The 22801-nt window shown below is 65.4% G+C and carries 19 protein-coding genes; 10 read left to right on the forward strand and 9 right to left on the reverse strand.

Annotation, left to right across the window (positions count from 1 at the left end; all coding sequences use genetic code 11):
* Nucleotides 1–147: 147 nt before the first annotated feature.
* The gene (locus tag ACOHWE_RS09980) at nucleotides 148–1884 is read right to left on the reverse strand and encodes an adenylate/guanylate cyclase domain-containing protein (protein WP_420666080.1); all 1737 of its coding nucleotides are present in this window, start codon (nucleotides 1882–1884) and stop codon (nucleotides 148–150) included.
* A 414-nt stretch (nucleotides 1885–2298) separates the two neighbouring features.
* Nucleotides 2299–3240 (reverse strand): thioredoxin-disulfide reductase, encoded by a 942-nt coding sequence (gene trxB, locus ACOHWE_RS09985; protein ID WP_420666081.1) that lies wholly within the window; start codon nucleotides 3238–3240, stop codon nucleotides 2299–2301.
* A 224-nt stretch (nucleotides 3241–3464) separates the two neighbouring features.
* Between trxB and ACOHWE_RS09990 the strand changes: the two genes are divergently transcribed.
* Entirely contained in the window at nucleotides 3465–3965 is a 501-nt protein-coding gene (locus tag ACOHWE_RS09990; protein ID WP_420666082.1) for an Lrp/AsnC family transcriptional regulator, read from the forward strand.
* A gap of 25 nt (nucleotides 3966–3990) precedes the next feature.
* On the opposite strand, the gene ACOHWE_RS09995 is transcribed toward ACOHWE_RS09990, so the two are convergent.
* The 4 genes from ACOHWE_RS09995 to lgt form a co-directional block, all read right to left on the reverse strand.
* Nucleotides 3991–4788, reverse strand: coding sequence for a Hint domain-containing protein (locus ACOHWE_RS09995; RefSeq protein ID WP_420666083.1), 798 nt, complete (start codon nucleotides 4786–4788; stop codon nucleotides 3991–3993).
* Between the two features lie 660 nt (nucleotides 4789–5448).
* On the reverse strand, nucleotides 5449–6204 hold the full coding sequence (gene pgeF, locus ACOHWE_RS10000; RefSeq protein WP_420666084.1) for a peptidoglycan editing factor PgeF: 756 nt from the start codon (nucleotides 6202–6204) through the stop codon (nucleotides 5449–5451).
* A complete protein-coding gene (locus ACOHWE_RS10005) occupies nucleotides 6201–7268 on the reverse strand; it encodes a class I SAM-dependent methyltransferase (protein WP_420666085.1) in 1068 nt (355 codons plus the stop codon). The genes pgeF and ACOHWE_RS10005 overlap by 4 nt, the downstream gene beginning before the upstream one ends.
* Nucleotides 7265–8164, reverse strand: coding sequence for a prolipoprotein diacylglyceryl transferase (gene lgt / locus ACOHWE_RS10010; protein ID WP_420666087.1), 900 nt, complete (start codon nucleotides 8162–8164; stop codon nucleotides 7265–7267). Before lgt ends, ACOHWE_RS10005 begins: the two co-directional genes overlap by 4 nt.
* A 96-nt stretch (nucleotides 8165–8260) precedes the next feature.
* On the opposite strand from lgt, the gene ACOHWE_RS10015 reads away from it, so the two are divergent.
* From ACOHWE_RS10015 to ACOHWE_RS10040, 6 genes are all read left to right on the forward strand, one after another.
* Entirely contained in the window at nucleotides 8261–8542 is a 282-nt protein-coding gene (locus tag ACOHWE_RS10015) for an accessory factor UbiK family protein (protein WP_420666088.1), read from the forward strand.
* A 193-nt stretch (nucleotides 8543–8735) separates the two neighbouring features.
* Nucleotides 8736–9287 carry a 2OG-Fe(II) oxygenase gene (locus ACOHWE_RS10020; RefSeq protein ID WP_420666089.1) on the forward strand — a complete coding sequence of 184 codons (552 nt, stop codon included), beginning with the start codon at nucleotides 8736–8738 and terminating at the stop codon, nucleotides 9285–9287.
* A gap of 339 nt (nucleotides 9288–9626) precedes the next feature.
* Complete coding sequence (locus ACOHWE_RS10025) at nucleotides 9627–10127, forward strand: type III secretion system chaperone family protein (protein WP_420666090.1); 501 nt, start codon at nucleotides 9627–9629, stop codon at nucleotides 10125–10127.
* A gap of 40 nt (nucleotides 10128–10167) precedes the next feature.
* On the forward strand, nucleotides 10168–10983 hold the full coding sequence (gene proC / locus ACOHWE_RS10030) for a pyrroline-5-carboxylate reductase (RefSeq protein ID WP_420666091.1): 816 nt from the start codon (nucleotides 10168–10170) through the stop codon (nucleotides 10981–10983).
* Nucleotides 10976–11314 carry a tRNA-binding protein gene (locus ACOHWE_RS10035; protein WP_420666092.1) on the forward strand — a complete coding sequence of 113 codons (339 nt, stop codon included), beginning with the start codon at nucleotides 10976–10978 and terminating at the stop codon, nucleotides 11312–11314. Before proC ends, ACOHWE_RS10035 begins: the two co-directional genes overlap by 8 nt.
* Before the next feature lies 1 nt (nucleotide 11315).
* Complete coding sequence (locus tag ACOHWE_RS10040; RefSeq protein ID WP_420666093.1) at nucleotides 11316–12269, forward strand: 2-hydroxyacid dehydrogenase; 954 nt, start codon at nucleotides 11316–11318, stop codon at nucleotides 12267–12269.
* A gap of 47 nt (nucleotides 12270–12316) precedes the next feature.
* Here ACOHWE_RS10040 and ACOHWE_RS10045 read toward each other — a convergent pair whose 3' ends face one another.
* Nucleotides 12317–12907, reverse strand: a complete 591-nt coding sequence (locus ACOHWE_RS10045; RefSeq protein WP_420666094.1) for a thymidine kinase — start codon at nucleotides 12905–12907, stop codon at nucleotides 12317–12319.
* Nucleotides 12908–13274: 367 nt separating this feature from the next.
* Here ACOHWE_RS10045 and ACOHWE_RS10050 point away from each other — a divergent pair, with 367 nt between their 5' ends.
* The 3 genes from ACOHWE_RS10050 (at nucleotide 13275) to ACOHWE_RS10060 (ending at nucleotide 18213) form a co-directional block, all read left to right on the forward strand.
* Nucleotides 13275–13739 (forward strand): hypothetical protein, encoded by a 465-nt coding sequence (locus ACOHWE_RS10050; protein ID WP_420666095.1) that lies wholly within the window; start codon nucleotides 13275–13277, stop codon nucleotides 13737–13739.
* A gap of 351 nt (nucleotides 13740–14090) precedes the next feature.
* Nucleotides 14091–15146: an efflux RND transporter periplasmic adaptor subunit gene (locus ACOHWE_RS10055; protein ID WP_420666097.1), complete on the forward strand. Its 1056-nt coding sequence runs from the start codon at nucleotides 14091–14093 to the stop codon at nucleotides 15144–15146.
* A gap of 10 nt (nucleotides 15147–15156) precedes the next feature.
* The gene (locus tag ACOHWE_RS10060) at nucleotides 15157–18213 is read left to right on the forward strand and encodes an efflux RND transporter permease subunit (RefSeq protein ID WP_420666099.1); all 3057 of its coding nucleotides are present in this window, start codon (nucleotides 15157–15159) and stop codon (nucleotides 18211–18213) included.
* 221 nt (nucleotides 18214–18434) lie between these two features.
* On the opposite strand, the gene ACOHWE_RS10065 is transcribed toward ACOHWE_RS10060, so the two are convergent.
* Nucleotides 18435–19205 carry a hypothetical protein gene (locus tag ACOHWE_RS10065; protein WP_420666100.1) on the reverse strand — a complete coding sequence of 257 codons (771 nt, stop codon included), beginning with the start codon at nucleotides 19203–19205 and terminating at the stop codon, nucleotides 18435–18437.
* A 148-nt stretch (nucleotides 19206–19353) separates the two neighbouring features.
* Nucleotides 19354–22731, reverse strand: a complete 3378-nt coding sequence (gene carB / locus ACOHWE_RS10070) for a carbamoyl-phosphate synthase large subunit (RefSeq protein WP_420666101.1) — start codon at nucleotides 22729–22731, stop codon at nucleotides 19354–19356.
* Nucleotides 22732–22801 lie beyond the last annotated feature (70 nt).

A 22801-nucleotide genomic window follows, 5' to 3' on the forward strand; every position in this document is an offset into this window, starting at 1 on the left:
GGAAGTCTCTCATCACTGTCCACAAGGGGCGCGGCGGCGCGCGGTTCTGCGGGCGCAATAACCTGCGGTGGTAAAGAATGTCTAGCGCCCCACGGCGACGCAGGGGGAAAAAGGACAATGTGTGCCTGGAGCGCCCGAAACGGGCAGTTATCCGCTCTTGCCCCTTTCGTTTGGGAGATGGTTTGGCCGCGGTGCGGCGCCGGATGGCGGCTGTTCGCGGGCGAGCAGCTGTGGCAGCGCCGCCGCGCGGCGGACGGGCAGGGCGGGCAATGGCTTGGAAAGGCCGCGCAGCTGAATGTCCTGAAGGGCCAGATCGCCGGGGGGGTGGCCCGCCGCTTCCAGCACCGGGGCCGAGACCAGAAGCTCCAGCCCCAGTTCTTTGGTCTTGGCCTCCAGCCGGCTGGCGGTGTTGACGGTGCCGCCGATAATGGTGCGCGTGGCGTGGCCCAGGCTGCCGATTTCGCCCAGCACCAGCTCGCCCAAGTGCAGGCCGATGCCGATCTTCACCGCGGGCTCGCCCTGTTCCGCGAGCGCCTGGTTGAAGCGTTCGAGTGCTGCGCCGATCGCCGCCGCGGCCTCCAGGCCGGCGCGGGCGGAGCGGGCGGGCGAGGGCGCTTCGAACAGCGCAAGCAGCCCGTCGCCCAGATATTTGTCGACGCTGCCGCCTGCCTCGGTGATCGCGGGCACCACCGCGTCAAAGAACCGGTTCAGCAGGAACACCACATCATAGGGCAGATGGCCGGCGGTGCGGGCGGTGAAACCGCGCATGTCGAGAAACAGGATCGCCAGCTGGCGCTCGCTTCCCTGGCTCGCGTGGGCGCGGCCCTTGCGGCCGTCGGGGCGGAACATGCGCGCCACGGTGAGCGGCGCTGTCGGCCGGATCTGGCAGGCAAGCCGCACGTTGGCCGGTGCCTTCACCGCGGCCAGGCTTCGCGCCTCGGGCGGGGCGGGGGGAGGCAGGCTGCCGCCGCCTTCCTCCACCACCACGCGGCAGGTGGTGCAGCGCCCCTTGCCGCCGCAGAGCGAAGCATGCGGCACGCTGTTGGCCCGCGACATCTCCAAAAGCGTCATGCCGCGCTCGCCCGTGATTTCAGGCCCATAGACATAGCGGATCCGCACCCGGCGGCGGCGGCCGGGCAGCTTGCGCAGCAGGTAGGCCGCCGCAGTGAGCGCGAGCAGCAGAATGAAGGCCTCGATCCAGCCGCGTTCGATCGCGCGCAGCGTGTCGAAAACAGGCCGCGCGGGCCAGTTGAAGCCCTCCATCAGGGCAGCGCGCTGGCTGCCTTCTACGAACAGGGCATGAATCCGGCGGCCTTCGGTCAGAAGCCCCGCCAGGGCAAAGCCGGGCACGAAGACGGCAAGCCCGGCCATCCACGGGATCAGCCGCCGCCACCACCGGGTCAGCCGCAGCCAGTAGTGCAGCCCGATGCAGCCGTGAAACCAGACCGCGAGGAGCAGCGCCGATTGCTTCCAGACCGCGGGCGAGTCCCACATCAGCACGATGATATAGGGCATTTCGTCGTTCACCCCGAAAAACTCGTGCGAATAGCGGGTGTAGGCGAGATGGCTCAGAAGCTGCAGCGGGATCAGCAGGCCGAGCACAGTTTGCAGGCCCTCGCCAAAGGGCATCCTCAAAGAGCGCCGCCGCGCCAGCCGCCACAGGGCAAGGCCGGGGTGCAAAATCAGAGAGGCATAAAGAATAAGGCTGCCCGCCAGGCTGCGGCTGAACCATTGGCGGACGTCCTGGAAAGCTTCCATCCAGGCGGGTGCCAACAGTCCGAGGCCGATGTTCAGGAAATGGAAGAAGGCGTAGGTAAGAAGCACCAGTCCGGTGACGATGCGCGTGCGGGTAATCCAGTCGCCTCTCCACAGCGGGTTTGCCACCGGTGCCTCCGTTCCCCGCGTCCCGTTTACAGAGTGCGGGGCGGCGCGTCGCGGGTCAAGACAAGGCGGCGCTGCTCCGGCAGGGCGGGCGGCGGCCAGATAATGGAGATGCCCGCGATCCGAGCTGGCCCGTTATGAGGATCGGTCCGCCAAAGCCCCAGGGCAAGACGCCGCGCATCGCCTCCGTGCGGGCGCGCGCCGGGGATGCGCAGCGGCCTTCGGCCGCGCTACGAGATATTCGGGTGGGCATGGAAGGCGTATGATGCGGTCGCATAAAACACGCGCTGATGAGGCATATTTCCGGCAGCAGCGGCTTACCAACCCGAAAAAAGGATCTTTTAAGAATGAAAACGCGGCGGGAGTGCCGCCGCGTTCCGAAATGCTCAAACCGGGTGATTCAAGTGCGCAGGCGGGTCAGTTCTGCCCGGCCAGGAAACGCTCGGCGTCCAGCGCCGCCATGCAGCCCATCCCTGCCGAGGTCACAGCTTGGCGGTAAACATGGTCGGTGAGATCGCCGGCTGCAAAGATGCCGGGGATCGAGGTCTCCGTGGTGCCGGGCTTTACCTTCACGTAGCCGCCGTTGTGCAGCTCCAGCACGTCCTTCACCAGCTCGTTGGCGGGCGCGTGGCCAATCGCGACGAAGACGCCCTTGCAGGGGATCTCCTTCAGCGCGCCGGTCTCGACGTTCTTCACCACCACGCCCTCGACACCCAGCGGGTTGTCGGTGCCCACGACCTCTTCCAGGGTGTGGAACCAGAGCGTTTCGATTTTCTCGTTCTTCATCAGCCGGTCTTGCAGGATTTTCTCCGCCCGCAGCTCGTCGCGGCGGTGGATCAGCGTGACCTTGGAGGCAAAGTTGGTCAGGAACAGTGCTTCCTCGACCGCGGTGTTGCCGCCGCCGATTACCACGATCTCCTGGCCGCGGTAGAAGAAGCCGTCGCAGGTGGCGCAGGCGGAAACGCCGAAGCCCTTGAACTTCTCCTCGCTCTCCAGGCCCAGCCACTTGGCACGGGCGCCGGTCGCGAGGATCACCGCGTCGGCGGTATAGGTGGTGCCGCTGTCGCCTTTGGCCACGAAGGGGCGCTGGCTGGTGTCAAGCGAGGTTATGATGTCGCCGACGACGTCGCAGCCCATCGCCTTGGCGTGGTCCTGCATGCGCACCATCAGGTCAGGGCCCTGCACCTCGGTGTCGCCGGGCCAGTTTTCCACCTCGGTGGTGGTGGTCAGCTGGCCGCCGGGCTCGATGCCCTGAACCAGAACCGGTTCCAGCATGGCGCGGGCGGCGTAGACCCCCGCGGTATAGCCGGCGGGCCCGGACCCGATGATCAGAACCTTGGTGTGGCGCGTGTCGCTCATCTCTATTCCCCACGTGATGCAGCCTGGCGGGCTTGCCGCCGTCAGGCATTGCATATAGCGGCCCCGTCCGCAGGCTTAAACCCCCGGCTGCGGCAGCCGCCATGCGCGCAGCGGGTAAATGGGGTTGAATTTCCGGAGGGCAAAGAATATTGCGCGGCCCTGAAATATTGTTGCGCGCCTGCGCGGCGGTGGTATAACAACCGAAAATCCATAGGAGTTCCGGCATGGTCACGACGCGTCTTGATCCGATTGATCGCATGATTCTTTCGGAGCTACAGGCCGATGGGCGGATGACGAATGTCGAGCTGGCCAAACGGGTCGGCATCTCAGCGCCGCCGTGCCTGCGCCGGGTCAGGGCCCTCGAGGAGGCCGGGCTGATCCGCGGCTATCATGCGGAAGTGAACGCGCGCGAGCTTGGCTTCGAGGTGCAGGTTTTCGCCATGGTCGGGCTTGAAAGTCAGGCCGAGGCCGAGCTCAGCGCGTTCGAGGCGAAGTGCCGCGGCTGGCCTTTGGTCCGCGAGTGCCACATGCTGAACGGCGAGGTGGACTTCATCCTGAAATGCGTCTCCCCCGATCTCAGCACCTTCCAGAGCTTTCTGACTGGCGATCTGCTGACCACGCCGAACGTCGCCAGCGTCAAGACCTCGCTGGTGATCCGCGGCGCCAAGGATGACCCCGGCGTGCCGTTCGAGGTGCTTGAGGAGCGGCTGGCACGCGAGGCCTGACCGCTCCGCTTTTGGGGGTTCCGGTTCAGACCGCCAGAGCCTCCGGCACGTAGGGTGCGGCATCGGCGCGGGCGCAGGCCAGCGGGCCGAAATCCGCGATGCTGCTGGCATGACTGAACATGTTCAGAAACAGCGTTTTGATCGGATAGCTCACAAGCTTCAGCGCATCCGGACCCGGGTGGTAGCTTTCGAACTCCAGCCCGCCCACGCTGATCACCGCGTGGCGCGGCAGGCAGAGGTGATAGAGCTCTACCGGAGCCGGCGGCGCGGTCTCGAAGATATTCATGCCATCACGGAAGTCAGCCGCCGGTGAAAGGAGCGGCGCGGTTCCGGCCTGGGCGCGCAGGTGCGGCGGTGTGCGCAGCAGCCGTGCGGCAGGCCCGGCCACCATGGAGGCGGAGGGCCGGTTAAGGCCAAGGCTGTCGGCCATGAAGCTGGTGAGGCCGGCGCCGATGCGGCTCTCCGCGCGGCCCGGCATCAGTCCCGGCACCAGCGTCGTGCGGCCGATCCAGATCAGCGTCTGGCTGCCGCCGCCAGCGGTGGCGATCTCATCCCCCGGCAGCAGGTCCTCCACAGCGACGGGGCCATGCGGGGTCTCGATCAGGGAGCCACGGCTGAAGGCGCAGAATGCGTTCTCGAAAAGGGGCAGGGCAGGCCCGGTGTGGCGGGTCTCAGCGATGCTGCCGTTGTCCAGCAGGGTGGCCACGTTGTAGCGGCGCAGCTGCGGCCTTGCGGCCGGGCGCTGCCGGGCCGGGTCTTGATAGACAGCTGCGGCCTCAACGGCACCGGCTGCCGCCTGCGGCAGGATGTGGGGGATCGTCATGAGTAAAAATACCTTTCTTGTCAAACTGCCCGTTTGCATCGGCCCCCACCGGCAATACAGACGCGCTTGAGCACTGGGATGCGTCCAATTTGGCGGGTTTTAGTTCAAATTGTCAAAAAATCAAAAGCGAACTGGTAAATGCGCGGCCAGCGAAACAAGCCGCCGTCAAGCCCGGTTCGGGCTGCGGCGGAAGCGGCGCTGGCACAGACGGCTAGCGGGAATTTCCTAAAGAAAGGTCAACGCGCGGCTGCCCCGGTTTTCCGCTTCCCGTAACGCCTCAGCCCTTATTCGAGGCGGCCTTCCTGCGGGCGGCACGGCGGCTGGCCCAGGGCAGGTCGGGCTGCGGCATCTGCGCGGCGCGCAAGATGGAAGTGAGGAAACGGGGGCGGGTCTTCATGGTCATTCTCCTGTCCGCGCATCGTGGGCGCGGCGCGCGCTGTTCTTGTTTTGAGAAAGGTATCGGTAAGCTTTGCGGTGCCAATATGGCCCCCGCAGGGCAATCCGCAGAGCTTCCGCTGCACCGGTCCGGCCGCCGGTCGGCGCCCGGCGGGCCTTGCGCAAAAAGGCGATGCGGGACCGCCCCTCCAAGCAAATGCGGCGGGCGCGGCGCAAAGCGGTCACATTCAGGACGGCGGCAGCGGCGGGGCCGTTAACCCTGTCTTATAGCCGGATGCAAGAAATCAGGCGCCCGTAGTCGGCTTCCTTTGCGTGGGTCGCGCGGCGGTAGGAGAAGAACTTTGCCGGGTCGGAATAGGTGCAGTGCCGGGTCCATTCGGCGTTTTTTACGCCTGCTTCGCGCAGTTTGAACAGCCCCAGCCCGGGCAGGTCGAAGAGATAGCGGTCGCCTTCGCCGTTGGCGAAAAAGCGCGCATAGAAGGGGTTCTCGACAATAAAATCATCGAAAAATTCAGGTCCGACCTCGTAGGCGCGCTGCGAAATGGTCGGACCAATCACTGCCACCGTGCGGCCGCGGATGGCGCCCAAGCTTTCCATTGCCTCGAGAGTCGCCTCCAGAACACCGTCCAGCGTGCCGCGCCAGCCCGCGTGGGCGGCGCCGATCACGCCCGCCTCGGGATCGGAGAACAGAACCGGCTGGCAGTCCGCGGTGAGGATCGTCAGCACCACACCCGGCACGTTTGTAACCATCGCGTCGGCCTCCGCCCGCGCGGCATCGGCGCGCGTCACCACCTCTACCCTGGCGCTATGGACCTGATGCACACTGGCCAGATCCTCTGGCGCGGCATTCATCGCTGCCGCCACCCGGGCGCGGTTCAGTTGCACCGCCTCGCGCTGGTCGGACGAGCCGAGCCCGCAGTTCAGCCCCGTGAAGACCCCTGATGACGCGCCGCCCTTGCGGGTGAAAAACCCGTGCCGGACCGGGGCGAGAAGGTCAGAGGTGAGTATCTCCAGCGTCATGCGAGCAATCCTGGTGGCAGTGTTGCGGTGGCGGGAAACAGGCCGAGAGTTTTGAACAGGTTTCCCATTTCCTCCGGGTGCGTCAACCGCCGATGTGCCGCGACCAGTTCCTCCAGCGCTTCGCTTTTTAAGGATGCAGCCAAGGCGCGGGCGCGCTCGGTGATGCCAAGCCGTTCCAGAAAGATCCCCTGCGGCGTGAGCCGCGAAACCGCGCAACCTGCGGTTTTTGCTGCCAGCGTGAGCACTTCGAAATCCACATGCACGGTCAGGTCGGCAGTGCCGGGTGCTTCGAGCGGGTGGCAGCGCTGATGCCGGCGGAGCGCCTGCAAGGTATCGCCGAGGGAGCGCCAGTCGCCATAGTCCAGGATCAGTGCGGCGCCGCCGTGCTCCGCGATTCGCCCAGCGATAGCCGCGGTGATGGGCGCCGCCGCTTCGCAGAGTTCCACCAGGTCGCCGTCGCGCGTGTCCGCGAGCCGGTGCGCCAGCGCAGGCTGCGGCACCTCCGCGCCAAGGCCAAAGGTCAGCGCATCCTTGCGCACTCCAATGCGCCGCTCGCACCAGCCCGCGCCGCCGCGGATGAACTGGCGCACCGGCAGCGCGTCGAAAAACTCGTTGGCGATCAGGAACAGCGGCTGCTGCGGAAGCTCCTCCACCGTATCGCGCCACTGCGGCGAATAGCCCGCGAGTGCCTCCGCCTGCCGCTTGCGCAGGGCGGGGGAGGCCTCCACCAGGTGGATCTGCATTGCGGTGTGGAAGCCCGGCACACCACGAGTTGCGCGGAGGAGGTCCGCCATCAGTGTGCCGCGGCCGGGGCCAAGCTCGGCCAGGGTAAAGGCGGCCGGCGCGCCCTGGTCCAGCCAAGCCTGAGCCAGCGCCAGCCCCAGGAGTTCCCCGAACATCTGACTGATCTCCGGCGCGGTGGTGAAATCGCCGCCCGCGCCGAAGGGGTCGCGGGTGCTGTAGTAGCCTTCCTGCGGGTCGAGCAGGCAAGCGGCCATGTAGTCCGCGACCGAAATCGGGCCTTCGGCCCGGATTCGGGCCTTGAGGCGGGCTTCGAGGCTCATGCCGCGCTCCGCCGGGGCCTCAGCGCCCGCAGCAGGAAGACCAGCCCGAGCGCGATCATCGGCAGCGACAGGATCTGCCCCATGGTGAGCCCGTAACCGCCGATATGCCACGCCAGCCCAAGAGGGTTGCCGGGCGAAACGAACTGCGCGTCGGGCTGGCGCACGAATTCCACCAGGAAACGCGCAAGCCCATAGCCCGCGAGGAACGTGCCAAGGATCAGCCCCGGCTGGTGGAACGCCCCGCGCCGCCAGGCCAGCCACAGGAGCAGCACGCCGAGGATCAGCCCCTCCATCGCCGCCTCATAGAGCTGCGACGGATGGCGCGCGCAAAGCTCCCCGAGCGCCTGGCCGCAATCCTGCGCAGCACGGCCCGGGAAAGCGACTCCCCAAGCCAGATCGGTGGGCCGCCCCCAGAGCTCGGCATTGACGAAATTCGCCAGCCGCCCCAGCAGCAGCCCCGGCGGCACGGTGTGGGCGATCAGGTCGGCGATCTGCAGCTTCGGGATGTTGTGGCGCTGCGCATAGATCAGCACCGCCAGCACCACCCCCAGAAGCCCGCCGTGGAAGGCCATGCCGCCCTGCCAGATCTTCAGGATCTCGCCCGGGTTCGCGGCGTAATAGGCGGGCTGGTAGAACAGCACGAAGCCGAGCCGCCCGCCAAGGATCACGCCGAGGATGATCCAGGTCAGCAGATCCTCCATTTTCTGCGGCTCCATCGGCGGCGCCTGCGCGGGCCAGAGCGCGGGACGGCGCAGCGCCGCCACGGCGAGCCGCCAGGCGATCACAATGCCCGCGATATAGGCCAGCGCATACCAGCGCAGCGCAAACTCCATGCCGCCGATGGTGACGGAAAAGATTTCGGGTGAAAGGTCGGGGAAGGGGATCATAGCCTGCATGGAGTCTGAATGCCTTTGCATCTTGGGGGAAGTCAACGGCTTGCCGCGACGGCTTTGCTTGCCCATATAGGGATCAAGCCTGAGACGGAGTAGACAATGCAAAGCCGCAACAAGATCCTGGACGACATCTCCCAGCTTATGACCAACGCGATGGGCGTGGCCCAGGGGGCGCGGGAGGAAGCGGAAACCGCGATGAAGAGCATGATCGACCGCTGGCTGGCGGACCGCGACTTCGTCACCCGCGAGGAATTCGACGCCGTGCGCGCCATGGCGCAGAAGGCGCGCGAGGAAAATGCGGCTCTGAAGGCGCGGCTGGAAGCGCTGGAGGCCCAAGGCGGCGCGGCAGGCGGCGGCAGTTCCCAGCAGGCTGACGGCTGAGCACACAGGCCAGTCAGGATTTGACAGCGCGCCGTCCCCCCCCCACCGGGTGCGTTTCTTGGTTGGGACCTTCCCAATGCCTGCGGGTTTCGCGCGGCTTTTGGTCGCTTTCTGTCCGGTAAGTCGGAAACTGCCCAGCATGAGGCGCCGATTCCGTTAGAAGCCTCCTCTGCTGCAGGAGAAGGTCATAGCCATGGTCGCGGTTTTTTCGGTGCCGAATGCGTTCACAGTGCGGGAATGCGCGGAAATCATCACCCTAGCAAAAGCTTCTCCCACGAGTGAAGCGCTGCTGGTTGGCCGCAACCGCGACCACAATCTGCGCCGCGGCGGGCTGGTTTGGCTGGACGACGTGGCAGGTGCGGGCTGGGTGATGGAACGGCTGATCTCGCTGGTGCGCCGCGTGAACACCGAGGCCTTCGATTTCGACCTGCGCGAATTTGCCGAGAGCCCTCAGGTAGCTAGCTACCAAGCAAGCGACGGCGGCCATTTTGCATGGCATTCCGACATTGGCGACGGGCCGGTGGCGGGCAAGCGCAAACTGTCGCTTGTGGTGCAGCTCAGCAAGCCGGGCGCCTATGACGGCGGCGACCTGGAGGTTATGCCGGGCGCGCATGTGGTCTCGGCCAGCCGCAGCCAGGGCAGCGCCACGGTGTTTCCGAGCTTCCTGCTGCACCAGGTGACGCCGATCACCCGCGGCGAGCGCCAGTCGCTCACTGTCTGGGCGCACGGCCCCGCCTTCCGCTGACCTCCGCCCTTTGCCGGAGAACTTCGCCCGGAGTCCTTCCAGACGCGGGCGGGCGGACGGGTGCCGCGAAGTTTTCAGAATCGGACATTGTTGCAGCGCAGCAGTTTCCCGCGGCAACAGGCCTAGCCCGTCAGGCCGCAACGGCCGGCATTTTGGGGTCTGTGGATAGTTCATCCACAACTTATTGCAGATATCCCCAAATAAAGGGTTGCTCCGTTGTTAATTCGCCGCCACCATATCTGGTAGGGAGCGGGGCTGTCTCCCCGTCCCTTGGTATAAAAAGCCAGCCGGTGGCGGGCATAGCGCCTGGCGGACTGGGCAATACAAAGAGGTGGCATCATGGCACTTTCCGAGCATCACCTGGACGACGAAATTCACCCGATTGACATTGCCGAGCATCTCGCCGCGCATCACGACTGGGAGTTCGACAGGGTCGGCGACGATCAGATCGCGATGTCGGTCGAGGGGCAGTGGCGCACCTACTCGGTAAGCCTGGCCTGGTCCGGATACGAGGAATGCCTGCGGCTCATCTGCAGCTTCGAGATGGAGCCGCCTGAGGCCAAGCTGCCGCAGCTCTACGAGCTTCTGAACGCGATGAACGATCAGTGCTGGGACGGCGCCTTCACCTATTGGCCGGAGCACAAGCTGATGCTGTTCCGCTACGGGCTGATGCTGACCGGCGGGCAGGCGCCCTCCCCGCAGCAGATCGACGCGATGATCAACGCCGCGGTGGCGCAGTCGGAACGCTACTACCCGGCGATCCAGCTTGCAGTCTGGGGTGAGCGTCCGGCGGCGGAGGCGATGCAGGTCGCCATTGCGGAGGCCTACGGCCGCGCGTAAACCTTTGCCCTGAACCGGAGACCTGAAGGGGAGGGGCAAGATGGACATGCAGGAGATCGCTGCACGCGGCCTGGTGCTGCTGGGCTGCGGCAAGATGGGATCGGCGATGCTTGCGGGCTGGCTGGAGGGCGGCCTGCCCGCGGCTTCGGTCTGGGTGATCGACCCGCACCCGTCGGAGTGGCTGCAGGCCAGCGGCGTCAAAATAAACGCCGATCTTCCCGCCGATCCCGGTATCGTGCTGGTCGCGGTTAAGCCGCAGATGATGGGCGCGGCGCTGCCCAGCCTGAAAAGCTTTGGCAACGGCAGCACGCTGTTCATTTCGGTTGCCGCGGGCACTTCGATCGCCACTTACGAGGACATGCTGGGCGACCGGACGCCAATCGTGCGCGCCATGCCCAACACCCCCGCCGCCATCGGCCGCGGTATCACCGCGCTGATCGGCAACGCCAACACCGGCGAGGCGGACCTCTCCCGGGCCGAGGCGCTGCTCTCCGCAGTGGGCCAGACTGTGCGGCTCGAGGACGAAAGCCAGATGGACGCGGTGACCGGCGTCAGCGGTTCGGGGCCTGCCTATGTCTTCCATCTGATCGAGACGCTCGCTGCGGCGGGTGAGGCGCAGGGGCTGCCTGCGAACCTGGCGATGCAGCTGGCCAAGGCAACCGTCGCGGGCGCCGGCGCGCTGGCGGAGGCGGCAGAGGAAAGCCCCACCCAGCTCCGCGTCAACGTGACGAGCCCCAATGGCACCACGCAGGCGGCTCTGGAGGTTCTGATGAACGAACAAGACGGCTTCCCGGCGCTCCTGAACCGCGCGGTGGCGGCGGCAACCGAACGCTCCAAGGAACTGTCGCGTGGCTGAGATCTCTTTCGATGACTTCATGAAAGTTGACATCCGTGCCGGCGAAGTCGTGCGCGCCGAACCCTACCCGGAAGCCCGCAAACCCGCGATCAAGCTCTGGGTCGATTTTGGCCCGGATATCGGCGTGAAAAAAAGCTCGGCGCAGATTACGGCGCATTACACGCCGGAAATGCTGGTGGGCAAGCAAGTCCTCGCGGTCGTAAACTTCCCCCCGCGGCAGATCGGCAGGTTCATGTCCGAGGTTCTGGTGCTCGGTCTGCCGGACGAGACTGGAGAGATTGTGCTGGCGGGCCCCGACGGAAAGGTGCCGCTGGGCGGGAGGATGCACTGAGATGAAAGTCCTGATCACGCGGCCGATGACGGCAGCAGTGGAAGAACGGGCGCGCGCCGCCTTTGCGGAGCTGGAGATCCGAGAGAACACTGCGGTGCTGAGCGAAGCCGAAATGCTGCGCGCTCTGGCGGAGTTCGACGTGGTGGTGCCGACGCTGGGCGATGCCTTCTCGGCAGAGGTCTTTGCCAAGGCAGGCGACCTGCGCTGCAAGCTCCTGGCCAACTTCGGCGTCGGCTACAACCACATCGACGTGGGCGCCGCCTCCGCCGCGGGGATTGCGGTGACCAACACGCCCGGTGCTGTGACCGATGCCACCGCAGATATCGCGCTGACCCTGATCCTGATGACGGCGCGCCGTGCGGGTGAAGGGGAGCGTCTGGTGCGCGCGGGGAAATGGCAGGGCTGGCATCCAACGCAGATGCTGGGGCAGCATGTGACCGGCAAGCGCGTTGGCATCGCGGGCATGGGCCGGATCGGCCAGGCCATTGCGCGGCGCTGCCACTTCGGCTTTGGCATGGAGGTGTCCTATGTAGCGCGCTCGGCCAAGGAACTGGACTTCCCGGCCGACCGCGCTGACAGCGTTTTAGCCCTGGCGGCGGAAGTGGATTTCCTCGTGGCCGCCGTCCCGGGCGGGGCCGAGACCCGGCACATGATCAACGCCGATGTGCTCGCTGCGATGCAGCCCCATGCGCATCTCATCAATATCGCCCGCGGCGAGGTGGTGGAGGAAGCGGCGCTCATCAGCGCCTTGCAGGACGGCCGGATCGGCGGCGCAGGTCTCGATGTGTACGAGTTCGAGCCGAAGGTGCCGCAGGCGCTGACCAAGCTGGAAAACGTGACCCTGCTGCCGCATCTGGGCACTGCCACTGAGGAGGTGCGCAGCAACATGGGCCATATGGCGCTGGACAACGTGGAAGCCTTCATCGCGGGCGCGGCGCTGCCGAACCCGGTTTGACGCCTCTCTGGGCATAGGAGGGAGGAGGCTTTCGTCCCTTCCTCGGATCAGCCGTCAGGAAGGTCGCCCACCGCCTGGCGCCAGTGGCGGCGGCAGAGGGAGACATAGGTCTCGTTGCCGCCGATCTGCACCTGATCGCCCTCAGTCAGCACCCGGCCCTGACCGTCCTGGCGCACCACCATCGTGGCCTTCTTGCCGCAATGGCAGATGGTGCGCACTTCGCGCATCTCGTCCGCCAGCGCCAGCAATGTCGCCGAGCCCGGAAACAGCTTGCCCTGGAAATCCACCCGGAGGCCGAAAGCCAGGACCGGCACCCGCAGGTCATCCACCACCCGGGCCAGCTGCCAGACCTGATCGGGGCTGAGGAATTGCGCCTCATCCACGAAGATCGCTGCAACCTTGCCGCGCGCCAGGCGCTGCTGGATGCGGGAAAACAGGTCGTCGCCCTCCGCGAAAGTGTCGGCGCGCTCGCCGATACCGATGCGCGAGGCGATGCGGCCCGGCCCGGCCCGGTCGTCGAGCCGGGCGGTCAGCAGGTAGGTCTCCATGTTGTTTTCGCGGTAATTGTGCGACGCCTGCAAAAGCACCGTCGACTTGCCCGCGTTCATGGTAGAGTAGTGGAAGTAGAGTTTCGCCATGGCCGCCGGTTTAGCCTCTGGTGCGGTCAAGGGAAACCGCAAACCGGACGGCGCCCGCCGGAGCAGCCCAGGCGCTGCAGATGGCCCGCCGGGGCAGCAGCGGCCGGGGCGCAACGCCCCGCGTGCGGCCGCTGCCCGGCCCCCGGCGAACCCAGTTTCGGGCAGAAGAATTGCCCTTTCCGCGCAACGTCACTCACTCGTTGCGGCAACCACCACGTAATAAGTGCGGAACGTACCTCATCACTTGCTACGTCCCCGAACCCAAAGGGATGGATAAGGTCTGGCAATTCCTTTACAACTTTGGCATGGGAAATTTTTTGCTCCGTTCCCCATTACGGGCAGAGCTCGCATACCAAGCAGGAATTCAATGGCAGACATTGGCACGTATTTGAAGCAACATACGGAAGCGCTGGTGAAGGACGTCGGCATCGAGGCGGCCTGCCGGCTTACCGGCAAATCCAAGGCGACGCTTGGGCGCTATTATTCCGACAACGACGAACATACCGACCGCTTCATCCCCGTTGATGCGGTGGCCCGGCTGGAGGGCGCGGCTTCTTACCCGCATGTGACCTCGGCGCTGGCCGAGCTGAAGAACATCACGCTGTCATACAATGGCAACGGAAGCGCGTCGGAAGCCGGGCGCGGCGGCGGCGTCAATGCCGACGTGATCGCGCTGAGCCAGCGTTTTGCGCAGCTGATGAGCGAATATCAGGCCGCGATCGCGGACGGGATCATCACCGTGAACGAAGCCAAGCGGCTGCTGCGGGAGACCGTGCTTCTGCAGCAGGTCCTTCTCGACATGAAGCTGCATCTGGAAGAGGAAAGCGCCTGAGGCGCTACGTCCAGGAGGCAGGGTCCGCGCAGCCGCAAGGCGGCATCGGACGTTGCGGCAGCGGCGAAGAGTGGCGGGGGCGGACCCCTGCCACCGGTTGAAGCCGTCGTTCCCCCTCAATCGGCGCGGTTGCCTCCTGGCACCGCGCCTTTCGTATTTCTACCGCGGGACATATGCTTACGTCAGGTCCCAGCGGCAAGCGGCGGGAACTGTAATCTTTGTCACAGGGACTTCAGGCGAACCGGTGTATAGGCGGCGCCCAGTGTCCCCCAGTGTCCAGCGTGCGCCGGAGGCATCGGGGCACCGGGGGCGGCCAATTTCCGGCTGGCACTGTCTGAGAAGGAGAGAGAAATGCGATTGACACCTCTGCTGGCCGCGTTTGCGGCGTTGTTGCATCTGGGGCAAGGCGCGGCGCGGGCGCAGGAGGCGCCGAAACCGGTGAAACTGATTGAGACCGCCTCCGGCGCGGTGCAGCTGGAGCGCCAGTTCTTCGGTCAGGTGGCCGCCAAGCAGACGGTGGACCTTGCATTTCAGGTGGGCGGGCAGATCCTCGAGTTCCCGGTGGCCGAGGGCAGCATCGTGCCCAGGGGCGCGCTGATCGCGGAGCTGGATCTCGAGCCGTTCGAGCTGAAGCTGGAGCAGGCGCAGCTGCAGAAGGCCCAGGCCGACCGCACCGTGGCGCGGCTGGAGAAGCTGACCGGCACGGTGAGTCAGGTTTCGATCGACGATGCCGAGACCGAGGCGGGGCTTGCCCGCGTCGCCCTGCGTGATGCCGAATACGCGCTGGAGCACGCCACGCTGAACGCGCCCTTCGACGCGCTGGTCTCCAGCCGCGAAGCCGAGCAGTTCGCTACGGTGAGCGCTGGCACGCCGATCGTGAGGCTGCACGACCTCTCCGAACTGCATATCGAGGTGGACGTGCCGGAGATCCTGTTCCAGCGCGCCGACGAAAGCGATGTGGCCCGGATCTTCGCTACTTTCCCCGGCCAGCCCGGGGAATTTCCGCTGGAAATTCTGGAGTTCGACGCCGAGGCGAGCAGCGTGGGGCAGACCTACCGTGTTACCTTCCGCCTCGACCCGCCTGAGGACCGGCAGATCCTGCCCGGCGCTTCTGCGACAGTGACCGTGACCGTGGATACCGGCAATCAGGCGATCCGGCTGCCCGCTACTGCTTTGGTAATCTCACCTGAAGGCAACACTGGTGTAATGGTCTTCAACCCCGCAGGCGAGGAAGCCGGTGCCGAAACCGGCACCGTCGCCTGGCTGCGTGTTGAAGTCGAGGCTACCCAGTACGGCGATTTCCGCGTGGCCGAAGGGCTCAGCGGCGGCGAGGAGGTCGTGCTGACGGGCGGCAGCGCGCTGACGGATGGCCAGGCGGTCACCCGCTTCCGCGGCTTCGGCAACTGAGGCGCGCACTATGGACATTGCACGCGCCTCCATCAACCGGCCGCTCTATACCTGGATCATCATCCTCGCTGCGCTGTTCGGCGGCATCTGGGGCTTTTTGAACCTCGGCCGCCTGGAAGACCCGGCTTTCACCATCAAGCAGGCGGTCATCGCCACGCAGTACCCTGGCGCCAGCGCCGAGCAGGTTGCGCTTGAGGTGTCTGAACCGCTGGAGTCGGCTATCCAGCAGATGGGCGAGGTGAAGCTCATCACTTCGATCAACCAGCCTGGCCGCTCGCTCATCGAAGTCGAGATGAAGGACATTTACGACGGCGGGGAGCTGCCTGAAATCTGGACCAAACTGCGCGCCAAAGTGCGCGATGCCGCCCGCAACCTGCCCGAAGGCGTCAGCGAGCCCTTCGTGAACGATGGTTTCGGCGATGTCTTCGGCCTGTTTTATGCGGTCACCGCGGAGGGCTTCAGCGACGCCGAGAAGCACGAGCTTGCCACCTTCCTGCGCCGCGAGCTTTTGGCCGTGGACGGAGTCGCAGACGTCGAGGTCGCGGGCCTGCCGCAGGAGGCGGTCTTTGTCGAGCCTGACCTGCCGATCCTTGTGAACCAGAACATCCCCGTGACCGCGGTGGGCAACGCGCTGGCCACGGCGAACTCGGTCCGGCCTGCGGGCTCCTTAGAAGCCGGCAGCTCGGAAACCCGCATCCACGCGCCGCAGGGCTCGGATTCGGTCTCCGAAATCGCGGGCCTCTCAATTGGCTCGCAGGGCGAGGTGGTCAACGTGATCGACATGGCCAGCGTCCACCGCGGCCGAATTGATAACCCTGATCTGATCATCCGCTATGATGGGACCGAAGCCTTCACGCTTGGCATCGCAGGGCTTTCGACCGAAAACATTGTCGAGGTGGGCAAGCGCGTCGATGCCCGGCTGGCGGAACTCGACAGCCAGATACCCTATGGCATCGAGCTGAAGCCGATCTACCAGCAGCATGTGGTGGTGGAGGAAGCCTCCAACGACTTTCTGGTAAACCTCGCCATGTCGGTCACCATCGTTGTGGTCGTGCTCGCGGTCTTCATGGGCTGGCGTGCGGCCATCGTCGTGGGCAGCACGCTTTTGCTGACCGTGGTGGGCACGCTGATGTTCATGAACTTATTCTCCATCGAGATGGAACGGATCTCGCTCGGTGCGCTGATCATCGCGATGGGGATGCTGGTCGACAACGCCATCGTAGTCGCAGAGGGCATGCAGATCGCCATGCTGCGCGGCAAGCCATCGCGTGAAGCGGCGCATGATGCGGCCTCCAAGACGCAAATCCCTCTCCTCGGCGCGACGGTGATCGGGATCATGGCCTTTGCGGGCATTGGACTCAGCCCGGATTCCGCGGGCGAGTTCCTGTTCTCGCTGTTTGCGGTGATCGCGATCTCGCTGCTCTTGAGCTGGCTGCTGGCGCTGACGGTGACGCCGCTTCTGGGGCATTACTTCTTCAAGCAGGGCAGGGAGGGCAGCCAGGACGCTTATGGGGGAATCCTGTTCCGCACCTATGGGAAGCTGCTGCGGCTATCCCTGAAGCTGCGCTGGCTGGTGGTGGCCGGGCTGGTCGGCGTCACTGCTGCCTGTTTCATCGGCTTCGGTATGGTTAAGCAGCAGTTCTTCCCGAACTCCAATACGCCCTTGTTCTTCGTGCACTACAAGCTGCCGCAGGGCACCCCGATCCAGACCACGTCGGAGCATTTGAAGGTGTTCGAGGAGTGGCTCGCTAAGCGCGAAGATGTGGTCTCGACTGCCAGTTTCGTGGGGCAGGGCGCAACGCGCTTCATGTTGACCTACTCGGCGGAGAAGGCAAACCCCAGCTACGGCCACATGATCATCCGCACGCCGGGGCTGGAGGCGATCCCGCAGCTGCAGGAGGATCTCGAAGCGTTCGGGCAGGCCCGCTTCCCCGAAGGGGAGTTCCGCACCAAGCGGCTGGTCTTCGGCCCCGGCGGCGGTGACCCGATCCAGGTGCGTTTCTCCGGCCCCGATCCGGCGGTGCTGCGGCAGCTGGGCGAGGAGGCGATGACGAGGCTGGAAACAGCCTCCGACGATATCCTGAGCGTGCGGCATGACTGGCGCGAACAGGAGCTGGTGCTGAAACCGGTCTACGCCACCGACCGCGCCCAGACCGCGGGAGTCACGCGGGAAAACATCGCCGACACTCTGCAATTCTCCACCGATGGCGTGCGCGCCGGGGTGTTCCGCGAGCGCGACCGGCTGATCCCGATCATCGTCCGCCGCCCGCGCGACGGGCGCTACAACATCATGGATCAGGTGGTCTATGCGAGCTCGGCCGGGCAGTTCGTGCCGCTGGAGCAGATGATCGACGGTATCGACGTGGAGGTTGAGAACACGCTTGTGCACCGCCGCGACCGGGTGCCGACGCTGACCGTGGGCGCTGACATCCCGCCCGATCTGACGGCGGCCACCGTCTTTGCGCAGGTGCGCGGCAGCATTGAGGAGATGCAGATTCCGCCGGGCTACCGGATGGAATGGGGCGGCGAGCATGAGGATTCGGCAGATGCCAACGCCAGCCTCGGCAAGCAGCTGCCGGTGACGCTGCTGATCATGGTGCTGATCTCGGTGCTGCTGTTCAACGCGATCCGTCAGCCGGTGATCATTTGGCTGCTGGTGCCGATGTCAGTGAATGGCGTGGTGATCGGGCTTCTGGGCACCGGGCTGCCGTTCACCTTCACCGCGCTCCTGGGTCTGCTGAGCCTTTCGGGCATGCTGATCAAGAATGGCATCGTGCTGGTCGAGGAAATCGACCTGGTGCGCGCCACCGGCACGCCCTTGCGGGAGGCCATCGTGGAAGCGTCGGTTTCGCGTCTGCGGCCGGTGATGCTGGCGGCAGTGACCACGATCCTTGGCATGGCGCCGCTGCTCACCGATGCCTTCTTTGTGTCGATGGCGGTGACGATCATGGGCGGTCTGGCCTTTGCCACGGTACTGACGCTGGTGGCAGCGCCGGTGTTCTACCTGATCTTCTTCAGCCGCGACGAGCAGCGCGAGAGGATCCGCGCGGAACCGGTCCCGGCCTGACGCCGGGGCTGGCCGCCGGACTGCCGGCCGAATGGGAGGACAATAAAACCCCGCCGGACCGGCGGGGCTTTTCCCATGTCAGATCAGCGGGATCAGCGGTATGCCGCAGGCGCTGAGGGTCAGAAGCCCGAGGAGGGGGAGGATGATGCGCATGATGCGCTCCTTTTTGGTGCTCGTTTCCGGCGACAGTGCCGTGGCGCGGCCGGGCTTGCAATCCGCGGTTATGAAAAGTTTTCGCGGCTTTGTCCCCGTCCCTCTCCCTGCCGCCCGGACCGGGGCGGCGCCGGCCGGTCGGCGCCGCCGCTGAAGCCGGACTGCGGGACCAGCGCAAAGCTGCCCGCCGCTGCCAGCATGACGGCGAGGAGGACAGCAATCAGGCTCAGATAGGCCAGCAGGATCGTCACCGCGGGCACGCTGTTATTGAGCTGCCAGAACACGCCGAGCGCGACGGGCATGTACCACGACACCACCGAAACCGCACCCGAGGCTAGAAAGCAGCAGCGCAGCCATGGCGTGGTGCCTTCGAACAGGGAACGTCCGGTCTGCCGCTGCAGGAATGGCAGGACCACCAGATGAATGACGCCGCCGTTGAGGGTCAGGACCGCAACGATCAGGAGCTTTGCATGCACTTTGGGGTTTGCGAGTTTTGCGGGCTCATTCAGGGCATAAAGGATCAGGAAGCCCGCGCCGGTAAGCCAGAGGAGCTTCAGTCCCGCGCCGATGACCTTGGAGGCAAAGACCGCGAAGGCGGCTGTGTCCGGCGTCACCTGGCGCAACACGGCGAAGCGCAGCAGCATCAGGTCCAGAAGCGTCGCGCCGCCGAGCCCGGCCGCAAGCCCGACGAAATGAAAGAACCGCAATGCACTCATTGCGCTGGAGGCGGGGTTGCTCTGTAAGAGGTCGGAAAGAACAGTCGGAAACATCGGAGGCCCTTGGTATGTCTCTGCGGCATTGGGCGCAGGTTGGTTTGACATACTGATAATGAGAATCATTCGCAATAATCAAGTGAAATGATTCCTGCTGTGGCAGCCCGCGCCCGGCGGTGTGCGCCGGCCGGGCGCTGCCTGGCGCAGCACCGCATAATAAGCCCCGGGCACCAGCCCGGGGCTTTTCCTGGTTCTCCTACCTGCGGGGAGGGGCTCAACCCTGCAGAGATTTCACCTCGATCTCACCCTCGGCCTGCGCCTTGATTGCGCGCGCGGCGGCGTTGGCGCCGGCGGCGGTGGTGAAATAGGGGATCTTGTCATAAAGCGCGACCGAGCGCATTTCCTTGCTGTCCTCGACCGCCTGCGACCCCTCGGTGGTGTTCATCAGGAGCTGCACCGTGCCGTCCTTCAGCATGTCCACCACATGCGGCCGGCCCTCATAGACCTTGTTGACAAGCTCGCACGGCACGCCCTGGCCCTCGAGCCAGGCCTGGGTGCCGCGGGTGGCGACCAGGGTGAAGCCCTGTTCCACCAGGATCTGCGCCGCTTCCAGCATCAGCCGGCCCTTGTCGGCGTCCTTGATCGAAATGAAGGCGCGGCCTTCGGAAGGCAGCACCATGCCCGCACCCATCTGCGCCTTCAGGAAGGCGCGGGCAAAGGAGCGGTCCCAGCCCATCACTTCACCGGTGGAGCGCATTTCCGGGCCCAGGATGGTGTCGACACCCGGGAAGCGGGCGAAGGGCAGCACCGCCTCCTTGACCGAGAACCACGGCATATCGGGGTCCGCCAGCGTCATCGGATCTGCGATCGGGGTGTTCACGTCATAACCCGCATCCGGCCCGTAGGGCGGGCGTTTGGGGAAGTTCGACAGCGGCTCGCCCGCCATCACCCGCGCGGCAATGGAGGCAATGGCGCTGTCGGTGGCCTTGGCGACAAAGGGCACGGTGCGCGAGGCGCGCGGGTTGACCTCGATCAGGAAGACTTCTTCCTTGCCCTCGTCGTTTGCCTTGATCGCGAACTGCACATTCATCAGGCCGACGACGTTCAGCGCCTTGGCCAGCGCCCGGGTCTGTTCCTTGATCTCCGCGATGATGGCGGCGTCCAGCGAGTAGGGCGGCAGCGAGCAGGCGCTGTCGCCAGAGTGCACGCCGGCTTCTTCGATGTGCTGCATGATTCCCGCAACATGCACATCGGTGCCGTCGCAGATCGCATCCACATCCAGTTCCACCGCACCGGCCAGGTAGCTGTCGAGAAGCACCGGGCTGTCGCCGGAGACCACCACGGCCTCGCTGATGTAGCGCTTGAGGTGATCCATGTCGCGCACGATTTCCATCGCCCGGCCGCCCAGCACGTAGGAGGGGCGGATCACCAGCGGGAAGCCGATGTCTTCGGCAATCGCCAGCGCCTGTTCATCGGTGGAGGCAATGCCGTTCTTCGGCTGCTTCAGCCCCAGCTTGTTGACCAGGTCCTGGAACCGCTCGCGGTCCTCCGCCAGGTCGATGGCGTCGGGGGAGGTGCCGAGGATCGGGATGCCTTCGGCCTGCAGCGCATCGGCGAGCTTCAGCGGGGTCTGGCCGCCAAACTGCACGATGACGCCGTGCAGGGTGCCGTTCTGCTGCTCGGCGCGCAGGATCTCCATCACGTGCTCGAAGGTGAGCGGCTCGAAATACAGCCGGTCGGAGGTGTCATAGTCGGTCGACACCGTTTCCGGGTTGCAGTTGATCATGATGGTCTCGTAGCCCGCGTCGGTCAGCGCGAAACAGGCGTGGCAGCAGCAGTAGTCGAACTCGATACCCTGGCCGATCCGGTTCGGGCCGCCGCCGAGGATCACCACCTTCTTGCGGTCCGAGGGGCGCGATTCGCATTCCACCTCGCCAAAAGCCGGTGCCTCGTAGGTGGAGTACATGTAGGGGGTCTGCGCTTCGAACTCGGCGGCGCAGGTGTCGATCCGCTTGAACACCGCATTAACGCCGAGGTTCTGGCGGGCGCGGCGCACGTTGTCCTCGTCCCGGCCGGTGAGCTTGCCGAGGCGGGCATCGGTGAAGCCCAGCATCTTCAGGGCGCGCAGGCCATCCTCGCGCATCGGCAAGCCGTTCTTGCGGATCTCGGCTTCGGCCTCGACGATCTCGCGGATGCGGGCGAGGAACCATGGGTCGTACTTGGTGACGGCGTGGATTTCGTCATCGCTCAGGCCGTGGCGCATGGCTTGCGCGATGGTGCGCATCCGGTCCGGGGTCTGTCGGCTGATCGCCTTGATCACGGCGGCTTTGTCCTCCGCACCGACGGCCTCCCAATGGCCCACGCTCACGCCGGGGATGGTCACCTCATCAAAGCCGGTCAGGCCGGATTCCATCGACGCCAGCGCCTTTTGCAGGCTTTCGTGGATGGTGCGGCCAATCGCCATCGCTTCGCCCACCGACTTCATCGCGGTGGTGAGGTAGGGCTCGGCGCCGGGGAATTTCTCGAAAGCGAATTTCGGGATCTTGGTGACCACATAGTCGATCGACGGCTCGAAGGACGCGGGCGTCACCTTGGTAATGTCGTTGTCCAGCTCATCGAGCGTGTAGCCAACCGCCAGCTTGGCGGCGATTTTGGCGATCGGGAAGCCGGTTGCCTTGGACGCCAGCGCCGAGGAGCGGCTGACGCGCGGGTTCATCTCGATCACCACCATGCGGCCGTCGGCCGGGTTCACCGCCCATTGCACGTTGGAGCCGCCGGTCTCCACCCCGATCTCGCGCAGGACCGCGATCGAGGCGGTGCGCATCATCTGGTATTCCTTGTCGGTGAGCGTCAGCGCAGGCGCCACGGTGATCGAATCGCCGGTATGCACGCCCATCGGATCGATGTTCTCGATCGAGCAGACGATGATCGCGTTGTCCGCCTTGTCGCGGACCACTTCCATCTCGTATTCCTTCCAGCCCAGCAGGCTCTCGTCCACCAGGATCTGGTTCACCGGCGAGGCATCCATGCCCGAGCGGCAGAAGTGGATGTAGTCCTCGCGGTTGTAGGCCACACCGCCGCCGGTGCCGCCAAGGGTGAAGGCCGGGCGGATGATCGCGGGCAGGCCGATATTTTCCAGCTCTGCCAGGGCCATTTGAACACCCGCCTCCAGATCAGCGCTGCCGTTGGCCTTCTTCGGCGCGGTGACGATGGTAGCGCGCGGGTTCTCCAGCCCCAGCCGGTCCATCGCCTCGCGGAACAGCTTGCGGTCCTCGGCCATCTCGATGGCCTCGCGCTTGGCGCCGATCATCTCGACGCCGAATTTCTCCAGCACGCCCATCTCTTCCAGCGCCAGCGAGGTGTTGAGCCCGGTCTGCCCGCCCATCGTCGGCAAGAGCGCGTCCGGGCGCTCTTTCTCGATGATCTTGGCGACGGCTTCGGGGGTGATCGGCTCGATGTAGGTGGCGTCGGCCAGGCCCGGATCGGTCATGATGGTGGCCGGGTTGGAGTTCACCAGAATGACCCGGTAGCCTTCCTCGCGCAGCGCCTTGCAGGCCTGGGCGCCAGAGTAGTCGAATTCGCAGGCCTGGCCGATCACGATCGGCCCCGCTCCAATGATCATGATCGACTGGATGTCCGTTCTTTTAGGCATGGCCGTGTTCCTTCGATTGCGCGCGCTGCTGACGTGGACGGGTATCGTGACTTCGGGACGCGGGCGGGCG

Source organism: Cribrihabitans neustonicus (assembly GCF_048820895.1).
In the GTDB taxonomy this organism is placed as follows: Bacteria; Pseudomonadota; Alphaproteobacteria; order Rhodobacterales; family Rhodobacteraceae; genus Cribrihabitans_A; species Cribrihabitans_A neustonicus.